Raw genomic sequence first — 18,967 nt, forward strand, 5'->3', positions numbered from 1 at the left:
CATGAGCTGGCTCAACAACCTCCCGATCCCACGCAAGCTGCTGACGGCGTTCGCCGCGATCGTCGTCGTCATCGTCGCCGGCGGGCTCGTCACCGCGGTCGAGATCCGGCAGCTGGAGAACGAAGCCCAGCGGACGATCTCGGTCGCCGAGACCAACCGGGTCCTCAACGACGTGAGCGTCGCCGTATCGGATCAGGTGCTGGCCGTGCGTGGCCTCCTGCTGTCGGGTGACCGTCGGAACATCACCCGATACCAGGAGGCGGGCACCCGTTTCGACCGGGCGGCGGCGGACGCCGAGGCGCGGCTGACGGGAACCGAAGGCGCCGCGAGCCTGGAGCGTCTCGTGGCCCATGTGCGGACCTGGCAACGGGACGTGGCCGAGCGGCAGATCGCCCTGATGCGCAAGCCCCTGACCGTGGACGAGGCCCGGGTGATCGAGGCCAACGGGGCAGGGACCGACTTCCTCGAATCGGCCGGGACCGAGATCCAGGCGCTGCTGCAACTCGGGTCGCGCTCGCTGCAGTCCAGCCGGGGCGCGATGGACCTGGCGTTCACCCTGACCCTGGTCGCCGCCGCCGTGTCGGCGCTGGTCGCCGTGGCGATCGCGGTCGGTTCCTGGCTGGCGCTCGGCCGCAGCATCGGGCTGCCGGTCGCCGGGCTGACCACGGTGATGGGCCGGCTGACCGAGGGGCACCTGGACGAGGCGGTTCCGGGGACCGAGCGCGGCGACGAGCTCGGCCGCATGGCCAAGGCGGTCGAGGTGTTCCGGGACGGCATCGCCGAGAACCGGCGCCTGACCGAGGAGCAGCAGCGCGCGGCGGCGGAGAAGCTCAAGCGGGCCGAGGAGGTCGCCGGCCTGATCGCCCGCTTCCAGTCCGACTCCGGCGAGATGCTGGCGAAGCTGACCGAGCAGGCCGCGCGCATGCGCGACACGGCGGGCCAGATGAGCGAGATCGCCGAGGAGACCGAGCGCCAGTCGACCTCGGTCGCCTCCGCCGCCACCGAGGCCGGGGCGAACGTCCAGAACGTCGCCGCCGCCACCGAGGAACTGACCGCCTCGATCCAGGACATCAGCCGGCAGACCCAGAAGGCGAGCCGGGATGCCGCCGAGGCGGCGGCCGCCACCAACCGCGCCAGCGGCGTGATGACCTCGCTGTCGGGCTCGGCGCTGAAGATCGGCGAGGTCGTCAAGCTGATCACCGACATCGCCGAGCAGACCAACCTGCTGGCCCTGAACGCCACCATCGAGGCGGCGCGTGCCGGCGAGGCCGGCAAGGGCTTCGCGGTCGTGGCCTCGGAGGTCAAGGCGCTCGCCACCCAGACCGCCAAGGCGACCGAGGAGATCAGCACCCAGATCGCCTCGATCCAGGAGGAGACCGACCGCGCGGTCCGCGAGATCGCCGACGTCGGCCGCATGGTCCAGGGCGTCGAGGAGGTGTCGACCGCGATCGCCGCGGCCATGGAGCAGCAGACCGCGGCCACCCAGGACATCTCGAGCAACGTCAACCACGCCGCCCACGGCACCGACGTGGTGGTGACGAACATCCAGGGCGTCAACAGCGCAGCCGAGGAGTCCGGCCGCCAGGCTGGCGAGGTGCAGGCCGTCGCCAACGACATGGCCGGCGAGTCCGACCGCATGCGCACCACGGTGCAGTCGTTCCTGGAGCGTATCCAGGCGGCGTGACGGAATCCCGGATCCGAGGCCTTAACTACTTGTTCAGACTATCTTCCTAAAAAGGCCTTGGACGTGGATCGGTCCCTCGGCGAGCGCTTCGTCAGCGATTGCCGAGGTTTGGGGGGAGAGCCGGCGGGGGGGGGCTACTGGGGAGGCACCCGCCGTTTCGGTCCCGGCAGCCGGCCCCATCCTTCAACCAGGTGCGCTCCGCCGGTCGTCGGGGTATTGTCGTTGCCATGACAACGATCTCTGCCGGCACCACGGTCGACGCGGGGCCGTCCGCCTTCGGGCGGGCGATGATCCTCGGTACCCTGACCATGGTCACGATGCTGTACGCGATGACCGTGACCATCGCGAACGTGTCGCTGCCGCAGATGCAGGGCTCGCTGTCGGCGACCACCGACCAGATCGCCCTGGTGGTCACCTTCAACATCATCGCGACCGCGGTGGCGACCCCGATGACCGGCTGGCTGGCGGCCCGGTTCTCCCGGCGCGCGATCCTGGTCTGGGGGGTGATCGGCTTCACCTGCGCCTCGCTGGCCTGCGGCCTCGCCACCTCGCTGGAAGGTCTGGTGCTGTTCCGGATCCTGCAGGGTGCGTTCGGCGCGCCGCTGGTGCCGCTCAGCCAGGCGATCGTCATGGACAGCTACCCGCGCGAGAAGCAGGCCTCGGCGATGGCAGTCTTCGGCATGGGCGTGGTGGTCGGGCCGGTACTGGCGCCGACCGTCGGCGGCTACCTGTCGGAACTGTACAACTGGCGCTGGGTGTTCTTCATGATCGTGCCGTGCGGGCTGGTCGCCCTCGCCGGCGTGATCGTCTACATCCAGGACCGCAGCCGGGCGGGGGCCTCGCATCTCGACTGGACCGGCTTCCTGACCCTGTCGGTGTTCATCGCCAGCTTCCAGTTCATGCTCGACCAGGGCGAGCGCATGGACTGGTTCGACTCCGGCACCATCCTGATGTGCGCGGCGCTGGCGAGCCTGGCGCTGTACGTGTTCATCGCCCATTCCGTCACCGCCGACCGGCCGTTCCTGAACCCGAAGCTGCTGACCGACCGGAACTACACCCTCGGCCTGCTCATCGTGTTCGTGTTCGGGATGCTGAACTTCACGCCGACGACGCTGCTGCCGCCGCTGATGCAGGGCGTGCGCGGCTATCCGGACTCGATCATCGGCCTGGTGCTGGGTGCGCGCGGCGTCGGCACCCTCGGCGGGTTCTTCCTGATGTTCTGGGCCAACAAGTTCGACCCGCGGTTCCTGCTGATCACCGGCTTCGCCTGCCAGGGCGTCGCCGGCTGGACCATGGCGCATTTCAGCGTCGACATGACCACCTGGGGGGTGCTGTGGACCAGCTGCCTGCAGGGCTTCGGGGTCGGCGTGATCTGGGTGCCGCTGACCCTGGTGACCTTCGCCACGCTCGACAAGCGCCATACCGCCGAGGCGACGGCGATCTTCCACCTGGTGCGGAACTTCGGCAGCTCGATCTTCATCTCGCTGTCGATCGCGCTCGCCCTGCACTCGGCCCGCGAGAGCTACGCCAACCTGACGGTCAACGCTTCGCCGCTGAACGAGGCGCTGTCGATGCAGGGCGGGCTGTTCCGGACCTGGTCGCTCGACAGCGTCGGGGCGCTGGCCGGGCTGTCGCGCGAGATGGGGCGGCAGGCGCTGATGATCGGCTACCTCAACGCCTTCATGCTGTTCGCCATCACCTCGTTCGCGGTCATCCCGCTGGTCCTGATGGTACGGGTGGTGCGCCGCTGAACGGTTCCTCGCGCGAACGTTGACCGACCCGTCCGGCGGGCGCACCGTTGTCCAAAGGCGACGGCAGAGCGCGGGAGGGAACCATGGCGAATGGCGTGTCGGACGGTGCGGTCGGGGAACGGCCGCTGACCCCGGGGCTCGGGGTCGAACTGCTGGGCGTCGACCTGGCCGATCTCGGCGACGGGCAGGCCGCGGCGGTCCGCGACGCGTTCGAGCGCCATGGCGCGATCCTGGTGCGCGGCCAGAACCTCGGCCCCGACGACCTGGTGCGCTTCAGCCGGCGGTTCGGGGCGCTGGACGAGGCGCCGCTGATGGAGAACGGCCGGACCGCGGTGCCCGGCTATCCCGAGATCTACGTGGTCTCGAACGTGCTGGGCGCCGACGGCAAGCCGATCGGCAGCCTCGGTTCCGGCGAGGCGGTGTGGCACACCGACATGTCGTATCTGCCGGCACCGCCGCGGGCCTCGCTGCTATACGCGCTCGAGGTTCCGCCGGCCGGCGGCGACACCTGGCTGTGCAGCATGGCGGCGGCGCTCCAGGCCCTGCCGGCCGACCTGCGCGAGGCGCTCGACGGCCGCATGATCAAGCACGACGGGACCTACAACTCCGGCGGCTACCTGCGGGCCGGCGTGCGGGTCGACGACAACCCGGCGACCTGCGAGGGCCAGCCGCATCCGGCGATCTGCCGGCACCCGGCCGGCGGGCCGGACGTGCTGTATCTCGGCCGGCGCCGCAACGCTTACGTGGTGGGGCTGCCGCTGGCGGAGTCGGAAGCGTTGCTCGACCGGGCGTGGGAGTACGCCTGCCTGCCCGGGAATACCTACGTCCACCGCTGGCGGGTCGGCGACGTGCTGATGTGGGACAACCGGGTCACCATGCACCGCCGGGACCCGTTCGACGCATCGGCCCGGCGGGTCATGCACCGCACCCAGATCAGGGGCGACGCCCCGCCGCTGCCGGCCGCCGCGGCATGAGGCCGACCGGGCGCCGGGACCGCGGATCCCGGCACCCGGTGCGGCCCGCCGGCTACTTCAGGTAGCCCATTTCCTTCCACGGCGCATACTTGGTGCGGAACGCGGTGTAGGCGTCGTAGATCCGCTTGAATTCGGGGTTCGACGCCGCCTGTTCCTGCGCCACCTCGTCCCAGGCCTGCTGGAACTTGGCGACCGTCTCGTCGGGCCACTTGTGGATCGTCACGCCCTTCGACTGATGGAACGCGATCGCCTCACCCTGGCTCGCTTCGGCCTTGCCCATCGACCAGATGTTGGCCTCGCCGCAGGCCATCTCCACCGCCTTGCGCTGGCCGTCGGTGATGCCCTTCCACTTGTCGCCGTTGATGATCACCTCGAGCAGCGACGCCTGCTGGTGCCAGCCCGGGAAGTAGTTGTGCTTGGCGATCTGGTAGAAGCCCAGGTTCCGGTCGAGCGAGGGGTACGAGAACTCGGTGGCGTCGATCGAGCCGAGCTCGAGGGCCGGGTAGATGTCGCCGCCGGCCAGCAGCTGGGTGGAGACCCCGAACTTCTCCATGACCTTGGCGCCGAGGCCGTAGAACCGCATCTTCAGCCCGCGCAGTTCCTCGGTCGAGTTGATCTCCTTGCGGAACCAGCCCGAGGATTCCGCCACGACGATGCCGCAGACGTGCGGCACCACGTTGTACTTGCCGTACTCCTCGGCATACAGCTCGTAGCCGCCGCCGCCGACCATCCAGCCGAAGTACTCGTTCACGCTCGGCCCGAACGGCACCGAGGCGAAGAAGATCATGTGCGGCAGCTTACCGGCGTGGAACCCGGCCGACGAGTAGGAGGCGTCGACCGAACCGGTGGAGACCGCGTCGAACACCTGGAGGGCGGGAACCAGCGCGCCCGGCTCGAAGAACTGGATCTTCAGGTCGCCGTCGGTCGCGGTCTCGATGTTCTTGAGCGTCCGCGTGATGTTGGCCCCGATGACGTCGAGGTTGGAACCGTAGGAACTGGCGAGCTTCCAGCGCTCGCGCTTGGCGTCGGCGCCGCTCGCGGCCGTCAGGACCAAGCCGCCGGCGAGCATCGCCAGTCCGGCCGCTCGCAGCAGGGGTTTCAGGCGCATTCCGTTTCCTCCCATATGGTGGGGCCGTGCATAGCGGTCCGTGCCCCGGTCTGGACCGGTGACGGGCGGCATCCGGCTTCTGTGTCCGCGCCCCGTCGCCGCTGATATGGTAGATGTCATAAGACTGTGAGGGCAACGGTCGTGCGCACGGTTCGATAGCCGGCGCGCACGATTGACCGGGCCGTCCGGGTTCGCCAGCATCCGGGGATGAGCATCGACCGTCCTTCGAAGATCCAGGCAACCATCGACCTCGACGCCGACGGCAAGCGGTTCGGGGCGCTGGTGGTCCCGCATTCCCGCAACGACAGCGCCTGGGGCTCGATCCGCATCCCGATCGCGGTGATCCGCAACGGCGACGGCCCGTGCGCGCTGCTGGTGGCGGGCAACCATGGCGACGAGTACGAGGGCCAGATCGCCTTGCGGGACCTGGCCCGGACTCTCGACCCGGTCGAGGTCAGCGGGACGGTGATCGTGCTCCCCGGGCTCAACTATCCGGCGGTGCGGTCGGCCACCCGCTGTTCGCCGATCGACGGCGGCAACATGAACCGGTCGTTCCCCGGCCGGCCGGACGGCACGATCACACAGATGATCGCGCACTACGTGGCGACCGTCCTGGTGCCGCGCGCCGACCTGGTGCTCGACTTGCATTCCGGCGGCAAGACCCTGGACTTCGTGCCGTTCGCGGCCACCCACCGTCTGCCCGACAAGGCGCTGGAAGCGCGGGCGATCGCGGCGGTCGAGGCGTTCGGCGCGCCGGTCGGCGTGGTGATGCTTGAACTGGACGCCGAAGGCATGCTCGACACCTGGGTCGAGGGGTTGGGCAAGCTGTTCGTGACCACCGAGCTGGCCGGCGGCGGCAGCTCGACGGTGCGCTCCAACCGGGTGGCCGCGACCGGCGTGCGCAACGTGCTGAAGCACATGGGCATCTTGCGGGGCGAGCCGGAGATCGCCGAACCCAGCCGGATGGTCGACATGCCGGACGAGCGTTGCTTCGTCGCCGCCGAGCGCAACGGCATCCACGAGCCGCTGGCCGAACTGGGCGACGAGGTCGCCGAGGGCCAGCCGGTCGCCCGCATCCATTCCATGGACGAGCCGTCGCACGAGCCGGCGGTCTACGTGGCGCGCCGCAGCGGCGTGCTGATCGGCCGCCACTTCCCGGGGCTCGTGCAGGCCGGCGATTTCCTGGCGAGCGTGGCGGTGGACCTGTAGGCGGCCGATCCGCACGCCCGGCCCGTGCGGCCTTCCGCCGTTCGCCAGATCCGGTAGCATGCCGTCAGTGACCAGCCGGCAAGGAAAGGCCGCCGCGCTCATGGGGGTATCGACAGACAGCACCTCGGTATCGGCGGTCGGCCCCGGATTCGATCCGCTCGCAGCGACGCATGTCAGGTGGTCGGCCGGCAGCAGCGATGTTCCGCTGACCATCCAGCTGTCTCATAGCATCACGAAGGATCCGAGCGGCTGGGACCTCTGCACCGGCCCGGCCAGCGTCGGCAGGATCCAGGCGGCGGTCCTGCATCGCGACGCGTCCCGGTGCTGCTTCTGCGGGTTTCGATCCCAGAAGTACCAGGAACTGCTCGTACAGGGCGGTCGCTACTGGGACCTCGACAGTGTCGTGACCGCCTGCATCTTCTGCGCGCAGGTGGTGACCTTCGAGCGCGTGCACCGAATGCGCTCGGCGGTGCTGATCAGCGCCCCGGGGATCACGCAGCCCGATCTGAATGCCTTGCTGAAGGCGGTTTACGTCGCGCGGATATCGCAGGGCGCGATGGCCGACCGGGCCCGGCTCGTTCTCGACAAGCTCATCGAGCCGGGTCGGCGCGGTGCCCGGGCGCGCTTCGGCTCCGACGACCCCAAGGTTCTGTACGAGGCGCTGGCCCGGACGTCGAGCCCGGTCGAGCGGCTGGAGCTGCTGGAAACCTGCCGCGACCTTCGTCTGTTCCCGCTGGACCGGCGGATCCTTTCGGAAGCGGGGCTGGAGTTCAATCAGTTCCCGCAGATCCTGGCATACTGGAGATCGAAGAGCGGGCCGTTCGGCGGTTCGAGCCCGCCGCATTGGGACCCGGCGGCCTTCGATTCGATTATCGAGAACGGGCCGAACTCGCCGTTGCGCTGGCGAAACTGAAGACCCGCGGGAGGCGACGGGCCGGGTCAGCTGACCGGCACGTCGACCACGCGGGCGTTGAGGTCGGCCGCGATCGGCTCGTCGTCGATCATGTCGATCATGCCGGTCGGCTGGATTCCGAAGTTGCCGATGAACAGCGCGTTCGAATAGGCGATGACGGCGTCGGCCAGGAAATGGCCCCGCCCGTTCCGCCCTTCGAGGCTGGCGGGTCGGATGGTGTTTCGAACGACCTCGACGGCGCGCGGACTCAGGGCCGGGTTCAGGCAGGGGTCGGCGGTGGATTCGAGGATGTAGAACGGCCCTTCCTCGCCCCTCACGAAGAAGCAGAAGAACCGGAGATACGCCAGCGCGTTCGCCTCGGTGATGGACAGGCCGGCCTTGGCGTTGACCTCGTGGATCGGGGGGGACGTGCCGTTCAGCCGGTACAGCGACGGTCCGTGCGAGAGGTAGAAGATCGCCAGGTGGCGGTGCTCCCAGAGACGGTCCCGCACCCGGATGAGACGAACGTCCCGATAGAACGGAAGCGTCGTGGAGGCGACCTGGGTGTGCTCGTCCGGCACCTGATGCTTGCCGTCGACCGGCCGGATCTGCGCCAGGAATCGGGAGTGTTCGGCACCGGAGACCGCGGTCCAGGGGGCCGGCAGGCCCGCCGACTCCGGCGCAGCGTCGAGACCGGCCACGAGGACGCCGTTGGCGAGCGCCTGCGGGTCGGCGGCGGTCGGGCCCGGTTCGGACGGGACCCCGGACGCCGGCCCGCGCTGAGGGACCTCGCCCTCGGTGGCTCCGTCACCGGCCGGGAGAACCTCGGTCTCGCGGCCGGCGAGCGCGGCGGGCGGCGGCGGCACCGGGAGCGTCGAGGGGGCCCGCTCGCTGGACAGCAGCGTCGCGAGCAGGGCGGTGGTCTGGGCGTCGCCGATACCGGCCTCGGCCTCGAACCCGGCGCGGCGCTCGAAGACGTCGAGCGCGCTGGCGCCGGTGCGCGGGTCGACGATGGCGAGCGAGGCGCCGCGGCGTATCAGTTCGACGGCGGTGGTGAACTGGCCGTTGCCGATCGCCAGCAGCAGCGGCGTGGCCGACAGGGCCGTGTGACGGTCGATGTCGGCCCGGTTCTCGACGAGGCGCACGCAGGCTTCCCGGGCTCCGACCTCGGCCGCCGCCTGCAGGGGGGTCCGCGGAGGAACCTCGGAACTGAGATCGACCGCCGCCCCGGCCTTCGTGAGCAGGTCGATCAGGTCCGCGTCGCCGTGGCGGGCGGCGAAGTGCAGTGCCGACCAGCCGGCCGTGGTCACCGTGTTCGGGTCGGTGTGTCGAAGCAGGGCCTGGACCCGGTCGCTCGCCCCGACCCGGGCGGCCGACATCAGTGGCGTCAACCCGTCCGCGTCGGGAGCCTTCGGAGAGAGCCCGCGCTCGACCAGCAGATCCACGAGGTCGGCCGGCGCGACGTGCAGCAAGGTCTGCCGGGACGGTCCCGGGACATGGACGTCGGCGCCGTACTCGATCAGCAGCCGGACGAATGCCTGGTTGTCCCGCCGGATCGCCTCCCAGATCGGCACTCGCTCGGGGTGCTCGAGAGGAGCCTCGACCGGAGCGCCGGCCTCCAGGAGCAGCCGCAGGATCCGTTCGCAATCGTCGGCGACCTTGGGGTCGAACCGCGCCACCGCCTTCATGATGAGCGTGTCGCCCGCCTGATCGACGTCGTCGAGGCGCGGTCTACGTGCCAGAAGAGCCCGGATCGCCGGAACGTTGTGGGTCTTGACGGCCCAGTCCATCACCGTATCGCCGTCGCGGCGGAGCCTGGTGCTCACCAGCGGGTCGGCGTACAGCAAGGCGAGGATTTCGGGCTTGTCGAGCTCGATGGCCTTCCAGATCGGCGGGAGGTGATCGGTCCGCGCGTTGCGCTCGATCGCGTCGTCCTCGAGCAAGGCGCGAACGACGGCCGGATCGCCCGACTGCACGGCGATCAGCAGGGCCGACCGCCGATCGCGTCCGACCTGCCGTCGGTCCAGCCAGCGCGAGGTCAGGAGCGCGCGCAGGCCGTCCGCCCGCTCCGGGTAACAGGCGACGAGCAGAGCCGTGTAGCCGTCCGGCGACTTCGCGACGTTCGGGTCGGCGCCGTGCCGGAGCAGGCCGGAGACGACGTCCGCGAGGTTGAGAGAGGCGGCGATCATCAGCGGAGTCCAGCCGTCCGAGGTCGCGCGGTCCGGATCGGCCCCCAGGTCGATCAGCGCGTCGACGCCGTGCGCTCGGTTCCGGAACGCCGCGATCGCGACGGTCGGCCAGTCGGCGTGTTCGTCTCCGTTCGGGTCGGCACCGGCGGCGACCACCGCGCCGATGATGTCCGGGTGTCCGCCATAGGCCGCGCACTGCATGAGCGAGAAGCCGGGAAGGCTCCGAGGCTCGATCCGACAGCCGCGCTCGGTCAGGGTGGTGAACAGGGGCAGGTCGCCGACCGCCGCCGCGATCTCCAGAACGCCGTGACCGCGCTCGTTGGTCGGCGAAAGCTCCACTTCGCGATCCAGGAGCACTCCGGTCATCCCGGTCCGAATCCCGGACACGGCCGCCATGAGGGCCGTGGTGCCGTTCGATCGGCGGGCGTTCGGGTCGGCCCCGTGTTCCAGCAGGAGAGCGAACGCCGGTTCCTGGTTCTCGTCGATGGCGGCGATCAGCGGCGGGACGCCGGTGGCATCGGCCAGGTCGATGTCGGCGCCGGCCTCGATGAGATCGCCGATCTGCTGCAGCAGCCCCAGCTCGGCGGCGATCCGCAGCGGGCTCTTGCCGTCGGCTCCGGGGGCGTCCAGATCGAAGGTCCGGGTCTCGAGACAGATCAGCAGCCGGTCGGCGTCCCCGCTCCTGACGGCGACGTGCAGGTCGCTGTCCTCGGCATCGTCCGGGATGGTGGAGGGTTCCGCGCGCCCGGCTGCCATCGACGGCGGCGGCGCATGCTCGCTCACCGTGGAAGCGCGCGCGTCCCTGCGGTCGGCGCGGTCGGCGTCCGCCCCGGACTCGTACCCGCCCAGGAGGGAGGAGAAGGTCCGGCCGCCGTCGCCACGGAGTGACGCCGGGAGCGAGGCGAACGGCTCGATCAGTCGTCGCGCCTGCGCGATCTCCCCGCGGCGGGCGTACTCGAGTGCCTGCAGCCCGGCCAGACGGCTGGACCGGCTCTTCATCGGCAACGACAGCAGTGCTGCCGGTGTACCGACGTCGATGCGCACCGAGCTTGCCGGCCCGTCCGCGTCCAGGCCGTCCAGCAGGCCGTCGACGATGGCGGCCGCCTTGTCGGGTTCGTCGAACCCGAGCGCCACCCAATCGAGTTCGTCCAGGTATCCTTCGAACCGTGGGTCGCTGACCAGCCGGACCTGGTCGCGATCGCGGGCCCAGCGCGCGTAGTAGCGGAGGAACCGGGCCACCTGGCTGGTCAGGAAGCCGGCGTTGCCGTTGCGTCCTCCGTACGCGTCGAGCGCCGTCAGAAGGATGCGGCGGACCTCCTTGTCGATCGCGAAGTAGTCGTTTCCCTGCGGATCCGCCAGCGGGCCGTACAGCACGTCGGCGTCCAGGTCGGCGCGGGCCGCATAGACGGGGGGCAGGAAGTTCCGCCGGATCAGCGCCAGCGGTTCCGGTCGAAGCCTCTCGAGCACCGCGGCGTGGGCGCACAGCAGCAGCGACGGGCCGCCGCAGGCCTTGAAGAAGGCGTTGACGCGCTGTTGCGCCTCCATGCCGCGGGCGGGGCCTGCTTCGCTCATCACCGGTTGCCCCGCAGGATGTCGACGGCGGTCAGCAGCGCGTCCGGGTTCAACGGCAGGCCGTGGAAACCGGCAGCGGCGTCATGGATGTTCCGGAACGCCGGCGACCATCGCTCGGCGGGCATCGGATTGACCCAGACGACCGGCCGGATGTCGGATCTCTGGGTGGCGGCGTGGAACGCGGCCATACGTCTGTCGAGGTCGAGCCGCGGTCTGCCGATCGAGCCGGCCTCGCCGATCACCAGCAGGGGGGCGCCCTTCATGTCGAAGAGGAACTTGTCGATCTCGACACCCTTGCGGATGCCTTCGTCCTCGAAGAGCTTCCGGCCCGGCGCGCCGACGAAGTGCCCGATCTTGATCTGCTGGAGCCGGCTCGTCCCCTGTTCCAGCGACTGTCGGACCAGGTTCCGGAACGCCCGCCACGGCTCCATATGGGGGCCGACGTCGAACAGGATGGTCAGGCGGGCGGTGTTGGTGTGACGGGTGGCGTAGACCGGCGAACTCAGGTACCCGGTCCGGGCTATCGCGCCGACGGTGCCCTGGAGGTCGATGCGCGAGCGGTCTTCGGTCCGCTTCGGCCGGAACAAGCGGCGCCACATCGCGGTCAGCCACAGCGGATCCATCAGCTGCTGCGGCTGCATCGAGAACCGGTTGGTTCCCGGGATCTCCAGGTGGTGGACCGTCGGCAGGCGGTTCCCGCCGGACTCGATCAGCTCGACGCCGAGCAGGATGTCGTCCTGCGAGACGCGGTTCTCCCACTCCAACTCGTCGTCGGCCTGGCCGGGCGGCAGATAGGCCTGTTTCGCGATCCTGGATACCGCCCCTCCCGGGGGCTTCTGGTCGGTCGGCGGATCGAGGGGCCTGGTCTCGAACGTGGCCGGGTCGGGAGAGCCGACCGGATCGAGGGCGTCGCGCAAGCGAGCGGCCGTAGCGGCGGGGGGCGCCGGGACATCCGAGCGCACGATCGACTCAATCAGGCGCTCCTCGTCCGCATCGCGCGCCCACAGCGTCTGGCAGAACCAGGTCAGCTGAGCGCGCGCCCGGTGACGCGGGCTCACCGGCGGGAGGCTCGCCGGTCGGTCGTCGTCCCCGTTCGCTCCGTGCATGGACAGGAACGGCTCCGGAAAGGCTTCGAGTGCCCGCAGGGCCTCGAGATAGTCCGTCACCGAGAGCGGCATGCCCTCGGCCCGCAGGCGGCTGAAGACGCCGAAGAGCAGCAGTTGTGTCGGGGTCGGGCGAGCCAAGGTCTCGTGCCTCACCGGCGCGGCTTCGCGCCCGGCTTCTGGTCTCCGCCGGCGGCCGGTGCCAGCACCCTGCCGATCTGCTCGGTGTCCTTCCAGTCCTTGAACAGGATGTCCCAGTACGGCGGCAGGTCGAGCGCGAGGTCCTCCGGGTCGACCTTCTCGAGGTGCAGCACGTGCACCCAGTCCACCAGCTCGGCCGTCGCCGGTTTCTTGACCGCGTTGTTCTTTTCGGCGTGGTCGCGCATCCGCAGGAACGCCTCCACGGCGGCCCTGACGGTGCGGTCCGAGAGGGCGCGCAGGGAATCGACCCGCGACTGCCCGGCGCGATACCGGTCGCGCAGGTTGACCTGCACGATCTCGGTCAGGTCCTCGACGCTGTCCGGGAAGGTGAGCTCCACATACAGGCAGCGCCGCAGGAACGGCTTGGGCAGCGGCTTCTCGCGATTGCTGGAGAACAGGATGATCGGCCGCGCGGCCGTGCTGTCCCGCCCCCCGGGCCATTCCATCACCGGCGCGAGGCCTTTCGCCGCCGCCAGCTCGGCCTCGGACTCCGGAATCTCGTCGATCGGGAACTGGAAGCGCTCCAGCGCGAACAGCATGTCGTTCTGGAAGTCCACGTCGCCCTTGTCGACCTCGTCGATCAGAACGACCCGCTCCTGGCCCTCGGCGATCGCCTTTCCCAACGGCTCCAGCGAAATGTAGTTGAACGCGTACTGGGCCTGCTCCTGGTTCGCCGGGATGCCGCTGTCCTGCAGGCGCCGGAGGGCGTCGAACCGATAGAACAGGTCGTTGACCCTGGAACTGCTGCGGACCGGGATGACGATCGGCGGTGCCAGACCGAGCTCGGCGGCGATGGCGTCGGCCAGCCTCGTCTTGCCGCACCCGGCCTCGCCCTCGACGATCAGCGGCCGCCCGAGCTTGATCGCGAAGTCGACGCGGCGGGCCTTTTCCCGGGAGATCACGTAGGAGCGTTCGCCACCCTCGGGGCCGAGGCCCGTGAACGTCTTGTAGCCTTGCGAAACCGTCATGACCGATCGTCCTTGGCTCGGGAGGGAACGGGTGCCGCGACGTGCGCCGACCCGCGCCGGACCCCTTCGATCAGGATCGGACGGTCGAGGTCGGCGGCCTTGGCGGGTTTGCCGGGCACGACATCGACGTCGGCCGGCAACGGACGCTCGTGGGTGACGATCAGCACGAAGCTGCGCTCGTCGGCCTTGCGGCCCTGCTCGCGATGCATCCGCAGCAGGGCTGCCTGCACCGGCTTCCAGAACTTCTGGACGAAGAGCTTGAGGCCGCCTCGAAGCAGACTCAGATGGCAGACACCCAGCATGATCGGCAGTTCGCTGGCGTAGATCGTCTCGGCGAACCCGTCGGGATCGGTGTAGTCGTCGCCGTTCGGCGAAGCGTCCAGCAACGTGTACAGTTCGCGAAAGACCAGCTCGACATCGCCGTTGGGATAGTCCGGCCTGTTGGCATGCCCCCCGACCCGGATCGGCTCCGTGACGAGTTCGGCGTCCAGGTCGTTTCGTTCCTGAAGGGCACGCACCAGCGCGTGCTGGCCGTCCTTGTCCGATCCATTGAACAGAAGGCACATCGCCGGTGCCGGTCGGCCGTCGAAGCCGGCGGCCTGCCAGGCACCGATCGCCTCGACGGCGGCATCCAGGGCCGGATGGTCGAAGGTCTCGGCAATGGCGGCGCCGTCGCCTGGCCTCGGGCTGGCCATCATCGAGCCGACCCCGACGGTGCTGGTCACCAGCCGCCAGACGCAGTCGTGCAGGTGATCGGCACTGTCGACCGTTTCCACGGCTCGATGAAAGAACACCGTGTCCCCTGCCGGGTACCCCAGTCGTCCTTCCTCCAGAACAGGGGACGATGCCGACCGCGTCATCCGGTTCCGGAACTCGTTCTGTCTGTCGATGTCCGCCCGAACCATCTCGTCGTTGTCGGAGTACGCCGATCGATAGAAGGCGGCGCGCTCTTCCTGCAGTTCGGTCTCGAGATGGGATCCCTCTCTCGGGAGCAGAACGAAGATCAGGGACGGCTCAAGGTGTTCCCGTGCCCTGTCGTACTCGAACTCGGTGTACGAGGGGGCGTTCGCATCGTTGGCGACGCGACTGCCGTATCGGAAACCATAGAAGCCGATGAACAGGCCCGACCGTCGGATGAAGCGATCCAGCCAGGCGCAGACCTCCGAGTTCGACTTGGGCACGTGGTGCGCGTCGACGGCATAGTGGCCGGATTTGTCGATCGCGGACACGATCCTGTACCGGTACCTCTCCAGGTCGATGTAGGTACTGCTGACGAAGATCCTCGACGTGCGCGGGTAGCGCTCCAGGAGACGCATGTAGCCCGGGATGTCTTCCCCGTCGTGATCGTTCATCAGTGAAACGTCATGTGGCAGGTGAATCCCGTCGTGTGACGCGCGACAGCCTCATGCTGCAACAAGTGGTTTTGTTTCGCCAACCCCTCGCTTGCGATTCTGGTGGTCGCAGGTCACGATTTGGGGTGCGGAAGGTGGGGCGACCGACAGTTCCGGCCGGGCGGCCGAGCACGCGTTCCGCCGAGGGATCGGGGGGAAGGATGAGCAGGGCGCGCAGCGAGAAAGTCGTGCCGCCGACGCCGTGCCTGACGTTTCGCGTGGCCTGCGTCGGTCATATCTCGGTCGAGATGGACAGCGCACCGCACGTCGCGGCGGCACAGCGCATCTTCGGGGCCCTGTCGGACTGCCTTCGCGACTTCGGGTCGAGCAAGAGCCTCGGGCAGGCCTACCGCGGGGCCGGAACGCTCGTCGCATTGAGCAGTCTCGCCGCCGGGTCGGACCTGTTGCTGGCCGGCGCCGCTGTCGGTGCGGGCGCGACCCTGCACGTCGCGCTGCCGTTCTCGCCGGAGGAGTTCGCCCGCGACTTCGCGGGGAAGGAGGCCGATCTCAGGCGGCACGAGGAACTGCGCGGCAAGGCCGAGCGGCTGTTCGTCCACGACGGTCGGCGGGGCGACGACGGGAAGCCCATCGACAAGGCTATGCGGAACCGGGCCTACCAGGAGAACGGCCGCACCCTGGTACGGCACTGCGACCTGCTGGTCGCGATCTGGAACGGCAGGGAGGCGGCCGGCGTGGGCGGCACCGCCGAGCAGGTCGAACAGGCCGTGCGCCTCGGCATCCCCGTCGTCTGGATCGACGCGGCCGGCGAGACCGCCGGAGGCGATCCCGAGGCGGCGATCCGCTGGATTGGCCATCGCAAGGAACTGATCATCGCGCCGGACGGGCTGGGCGCCGCCGCGTTGCGAAAACGGCTCGACGATCACTTCGACGCCGTCCTGTCGATCCCCGGCTCGACGAAGGCCGGCGGGACGCACCACGGGATCTCGTTGCGGCACCCGCTGGGCTTCGTCGAAGGGCACAAGCCGAGCGAGGCCGACCAGCTCGACCATTTCTACAAGGAGAGCGTGCGGACGTGCGGCGGCTCGGCACGGGGGGCAAGCGCCTTCGTTCGCTGGCTCACGCTGCACGACTGGCTGCGGGACCGGCTGTTCTCGTCCGCTGAGCGCGAAGCCCTCGAAAGCAAGACACTCGAGGAAATCGAGACGAAGCTCGGAGAGAAAGGGCACGGAAGGGCGTGGGAGACAATCGACCCGGCAAACCAGAAGCAGTCGCCCGCTGACCGTGCGGCCGATGGCGGCGCGCCAAGCGGCGTTTCGCCGGCCTACCATCGCGCCTATCTGGTTCCCGATACGATCGCCACCGAGCTCGCCAAGGCGATGCGGACCCTGACGCTGCTCGTGATGTTCCTGGCGATGCTCGCGATCGTGTTCGCTGCCCTGGCCCTGGTCGTTCCCAAGGACTGGTCCAAGGACTGGAAGGCCGCCCTGGCGATCGCCGAGCTCGTCGTCCTGTCGAGTGTCGCGGCACTCGTGTTCCATGCGAACAGCCGGCGGATGAAGGAGCGGTGGCAGCACTACCGGTTGCTGGCCGAGCTCCTGCGGGTCAACCAGGCGCTCGCACCGTTCGGCCGGGTGCTCCCGCTGTCGGTGGCGGCGGGCGAAGCCCATGTCGGCGGCGCGGTGCCGAAGTGGGTCACCTGGTACGTCAACGCCGTCACCCGCGAGATCGGGCTTGCCGCGCAGAATCTGAGCGACAAGCAGACGCGCATCGGGACGACCGCCGCGGCGTGCCGCGATCTCCTGCTCGGCCAGATCAGGTACCACCGAATCAACACGGCCCGGGTCGAACGGCTCGACAAGGTCTCGGATTCGCTGGGGCAATGGGCCGTCGTGCTGACGGTCCTGATCCTGCTGGCGAAACTGGGGATCTATGGATTCGCCATCAAGGTGGAAGCCCCGGTGCAGACCGGTCTCACCCTGCTGACCGTGCTCGTGCCGGTGATGGCGGCGAGCGTGTTCGCGCTTCGGCATGTCGAGGAGTGGGCGCTCCTGGGCCAGCGGAGCCGGGCGATGGGCGATGCGCTCGAAGCCTCCCTCGTCGACGACCTGGCTCCGATGCTGTCTGAGCTGGGCCGGGACGACAGCGACAGCGCGCTCACCATGGTCGAGGTCGGCAACAGCATGGTCCGGGTCGGGCGCGACATGGTCAGCGAGGTGGGCAACTGGCTCGCGGTCGTCGACACCAAGCGGATGGAGGTCGGGTAGGCGGTCTCGCCGACCCGACCGACCCCCGTCGCGCCGCCCGGTCAGATGTTGGCGGCCTCGCCGACGTTGTCGACGCCCCGTTCCTCCAGCACCGTGCTGAGCCAGTTCGGGTCCATCTCCGGCACCGAGGACAGCAGCAGATCGGTGTAGGGGTGGTGCGGCGGGGTGAACATCTCGTCCTTCGGCCCCTGCTCGACCACCTTGCCGCGGCGCATCACCACGACCTCGTCGGCGATCGCGCGGACCGTCGCCAGGTCGTGGGTGATGAACATGTAGGCCAGGTCGAGCTCTCGCTGCAGCTTGTCCAGCAGCTTCAGGATGCCCTCCGCGACCAGCTGGTCGAGGGCCGAGGTCACCTCGTCGCAGATGATGAAGGTCGGGTCGGCGGCCAGCGCCCGGGCGATGCCGATCCGCTGCTTCTGGCCGCCCGAGAGCTCGGGCGGGTAGCGGTTGTAGTACTGCGACGGTTCGAGCTCGATCAGGTCGAGGAGCTCGTCGACCCGGGCCTTGAGGGCGGCACCAGACAGCCCGGAATAGAACTGCGCCGGGCGCCCGATGATCTCGTGGATCTTCACCTTCGGGTTCAGGGCCGTGTCCGCCATCTGGTAGATCATCTGGGCCTGGCGGAGCTGGTCCTTGGTGCGGTTGCGATAGCTCGGCGGCAACTCCTCGCCATTGAACAGGATCTTGCCGGCAGTCGGCGGCAGGAGCCCGGTGATGCAGCGCGCCGTCGTCGACTTGCCGGAGCCCGACTCGCCCACCACGGCGACGGTCATGCCGGCGTGGATATCGAAGGAGACGTCGTCCAGCACCTTGGTCTGCCCGTAAGCGGCGTCGACGTGCTGGACCGACACCACCGGCACGGCGTCGCCGCCCGGCCGTGCCTTCTGCGGCCGCTTGAAGCTGCGAACCGCCCACAGGCTCCGCGTATACTCCTCCTTGGGATGCTCGAGCATCTCGATGGTCGACGACTCCTCGACCTCGTCGCCCTTCAGCAGCACTTTGATCTTGTCGGCCATCTGGGCGACGACCGCGAGATCGTGGGTGATGTAGATCGCGGCAGTGTCGAACTGGTCGACGATGTCGCGGATCGCCGCCAGCACCTCGATCTGCGTCGTCACGTCCAGCGCGGTGGTCGGTTCGTCGAAGATGATGAGATCCGGCCGGCAGGCCATCGCCATCGCCGTCATCGCCCGCTGGAGCTGCCCGCCCGAGACCTGGTGCGGGTAGCGGAAGCCGATCTCTTGCGGATTCGGGAGGCGCAGGCGCTCATAGAGCTCCATCGCATCCTCCTGGGCCTCCGTCCGCTTGCGCATCCGGTAGTGCAGCGGCGCCTCGACATGCTGCTCGATCAGGGTGTGCGCCGGGTTGAAGGACGCGGCCGCGGACTGGGCGACATACGCGATCCGCGAGCCCCGGAGGACCCGGAGCTCCGCCTCCGTCGACGTCGTGAGTTCCATCCCGTCGAACTCGACCGACCCGCCGGAGATCCGGCATCCGTCCCGGGCATACCCCATTGCGGCGAGGCCGATGGTGGACTTTCCGGCGCCCGACTCGCCGATCAGGCCCAGCACTTCGCCGCGGCGAAGCGTGAGACTGACCCCGTGGACGATCTCGATCCACTTCTCGTCGGAATAACCCTCGATGCGCAGATCCTTGATGTCGAGCAGAACGCTCTTCTCGGGTTTCTCTGCCATGTC

12 protein-coding genes are annotated in these 18,967 nt (G+C 69.1%); 6 read left to right on the forward strand and 6 right to left on the reverse strand.

Translation table 11 applies throughout. The annotated features are described in order from the left end of the window. Position 1: 1 nt before the first annotated feature. The 3 genes from IE246_RS25905 to IE246_RS25915 all read left to right on the forward strand — a co-directional run bounded on the left by IE246_RS25905 (position 2) and on the right by IE246_RS25915 (position 4,409). Positions 2-1,684 (forward strand): methyl-accepting chemotaxis protein, encoded by a 1,683-nt coding sequence (locus IE246_RS25905; RefSeq protein WP_189995249.1) that lies wholly within the window; start codon positions 2-4, stop codon positions 1,682-1,684. A gap of 227 nt (positions 1,685-1,911) precedes the next feature. Continuing rightward, a complete protein-coding gene (locus IE246_RS25910; protein WP_189995251.1) occupies positions 1,912-3,435 on the forward strand; it encodes a DHA2 family efflux MFS transporter permease subunit in 1,524 nt (507 codons plus the stop codon). An 83-nt stretch (positions 3,436-3,518) separates the two neighbouring features. After that, positions 3,519-4,409: a TauD/TfdA dioxygenase family protein gene (locus IE246_RS25915; RefSeq protein ID WP_189995253.1), complete on the forward strand. Its 891-nt coding sequence runs from the start codon at positions 3,519-3,521 to the stop codon at positions 4,407-4,409. Between the two features lie 52 nt (positions 4,410-4,461). Here IE246_RS25915 and IE246_RS25920 read toward each other — a convergent pair whose 3' ends face one another. Next, positions 4,462-5,517, reverse strand: coding sequence for a TRAP transporter substrate-binding protein (locus IE246_RS25920; protein WP_189995254.1), 1,056 nt, complete (start codon positions 5,515-5,517; stop codon positions 4,462-4,464). Positions 5,518-5,724: 207 nt separating this feature from the next. On the opposite strand from IE246_RS25920, the gene doeB reads away from it, so the two are divergent. Then, entirely contained in the window at positions 5,725-6,726 is a 1,002-nt protein-coding gene (gene doeB, locus IE246_RS25925) for a N(2)-acetyl-L-2,4-diaminobutanoate deacetylase DoeB (protein ID WP_189995256.1), read from the forward strand. 58 nt (positions 6,727-6,784) lie between these two features. Beyond that, complete coding sequence (locus IE246_RS25930; RefSeq protein WP_189995258.1) at positions 6,785-7,639, forward strand: hypothetical protein; 855 nt, start codon at positions 6,785-6,787, stop codon at positions 7,637-7,639. 26 nt (positions 7,640-7,665) lie between these two features. Here IE246_RS25930 and IE246_RS25935 read toward each other — a convergent pair whose 3' ends face one another. Genes IE246_RS25935 through IE246_RS25950 form a run of 4 tightly spaced genes read right to left on the reverse strand, consistent with a single transcriptional unit; the run spans position 7,666 to position 15,003 of the window. Further along, positions 7,666-11,379 (reverse strand): ankyrin repeat domain-containing protein, encoded by a 3,714-nt coding sequence (locus IE246_RS25935; RefSeq protein ID WP_189995260.1) that lies wholly within the window; start codon positions 11,377-11,379, stop codon positions 7,666-7,668. Next, positions 11,379-12,638: a hypothetical protein gene (locus IE246_RS25940; RefSeq protein ID WP_189995262.1), complete on the reverse strand. Its 1,260-nt coding sequence runs from the start codon at positions 12,636-12,638 to the stop codon at positions 11,379-11,381. Before IE246_RS25940 ends, IE246_RS25935 begins: the two co-directional genes overlap by 1 nt. Next, positions 12,635-13,651, reverse strand: a complete 1,017-nt coding sequence (locus IE246_RS25945; protein WP_189995263.1) for an AAA family ATPase — start codon at positions 13,649-13,651, stop codon at positions 12,635-12,637. Before IE246_RS25945 ends, IE246_RS25940 begins: the two co-directional genes overlap by 4 nt. Beyond that, entirely contained in the window at positions 13,648-15,003 is a 1,356-nt protein-coding gene (locus IE246_RS25950; protein ID WP_189995265.1) for a DUF4062 domain-containing protein, read from the reverse strand. Before IE246_RS25950 ends, IE246_RS25945 begins: the two co-directional genes overlap by 4 nt. Before the next feature lie 200 nt (positions 15,004-15,203). Here IE246_RS25950 and IE246_RS25955 point away from each other — a divergent pair, with 200 nt between their 5' ends. Then, entirely contained in the window at positions 15,204-17,267 is a 2,064-nt protein-coding gene (locus IE246_RS25955; protein WP_189995267.1) for a DUF4231 domain-containing protein, read from the forward strand. Positions 17,268-17,308: 41 nt separating this feature from the next. Here IE246_RS25955 and IE246_RS25960 read toward each other — a convergent pair whose 3' ends face one another. Next, on the reverse strand, positions 17,309-18,964 hold the full coding sequence (locus IE246_RS25960) for an ABC transporter ATP-binding protein (protein ID WP_189995269.1): 1,656 nt from the start codon (positions 18,962-18,964) through the stop codon (positions 17,309-17,311). Positions 18,965-18,967 lie beyond the last annotated feature (3 nt).

The organism is Thalassobaculum fulvum (assembly GCF_014652915.1).
Classification (GTDB): domain Bacteria; phylum Pseudomonadota; class Alphaproteobacteria; order Thalassobaculales; family Thalassobaculaceae; genus Thalassobaculum_A; species Thalassobaculum_A fulvum.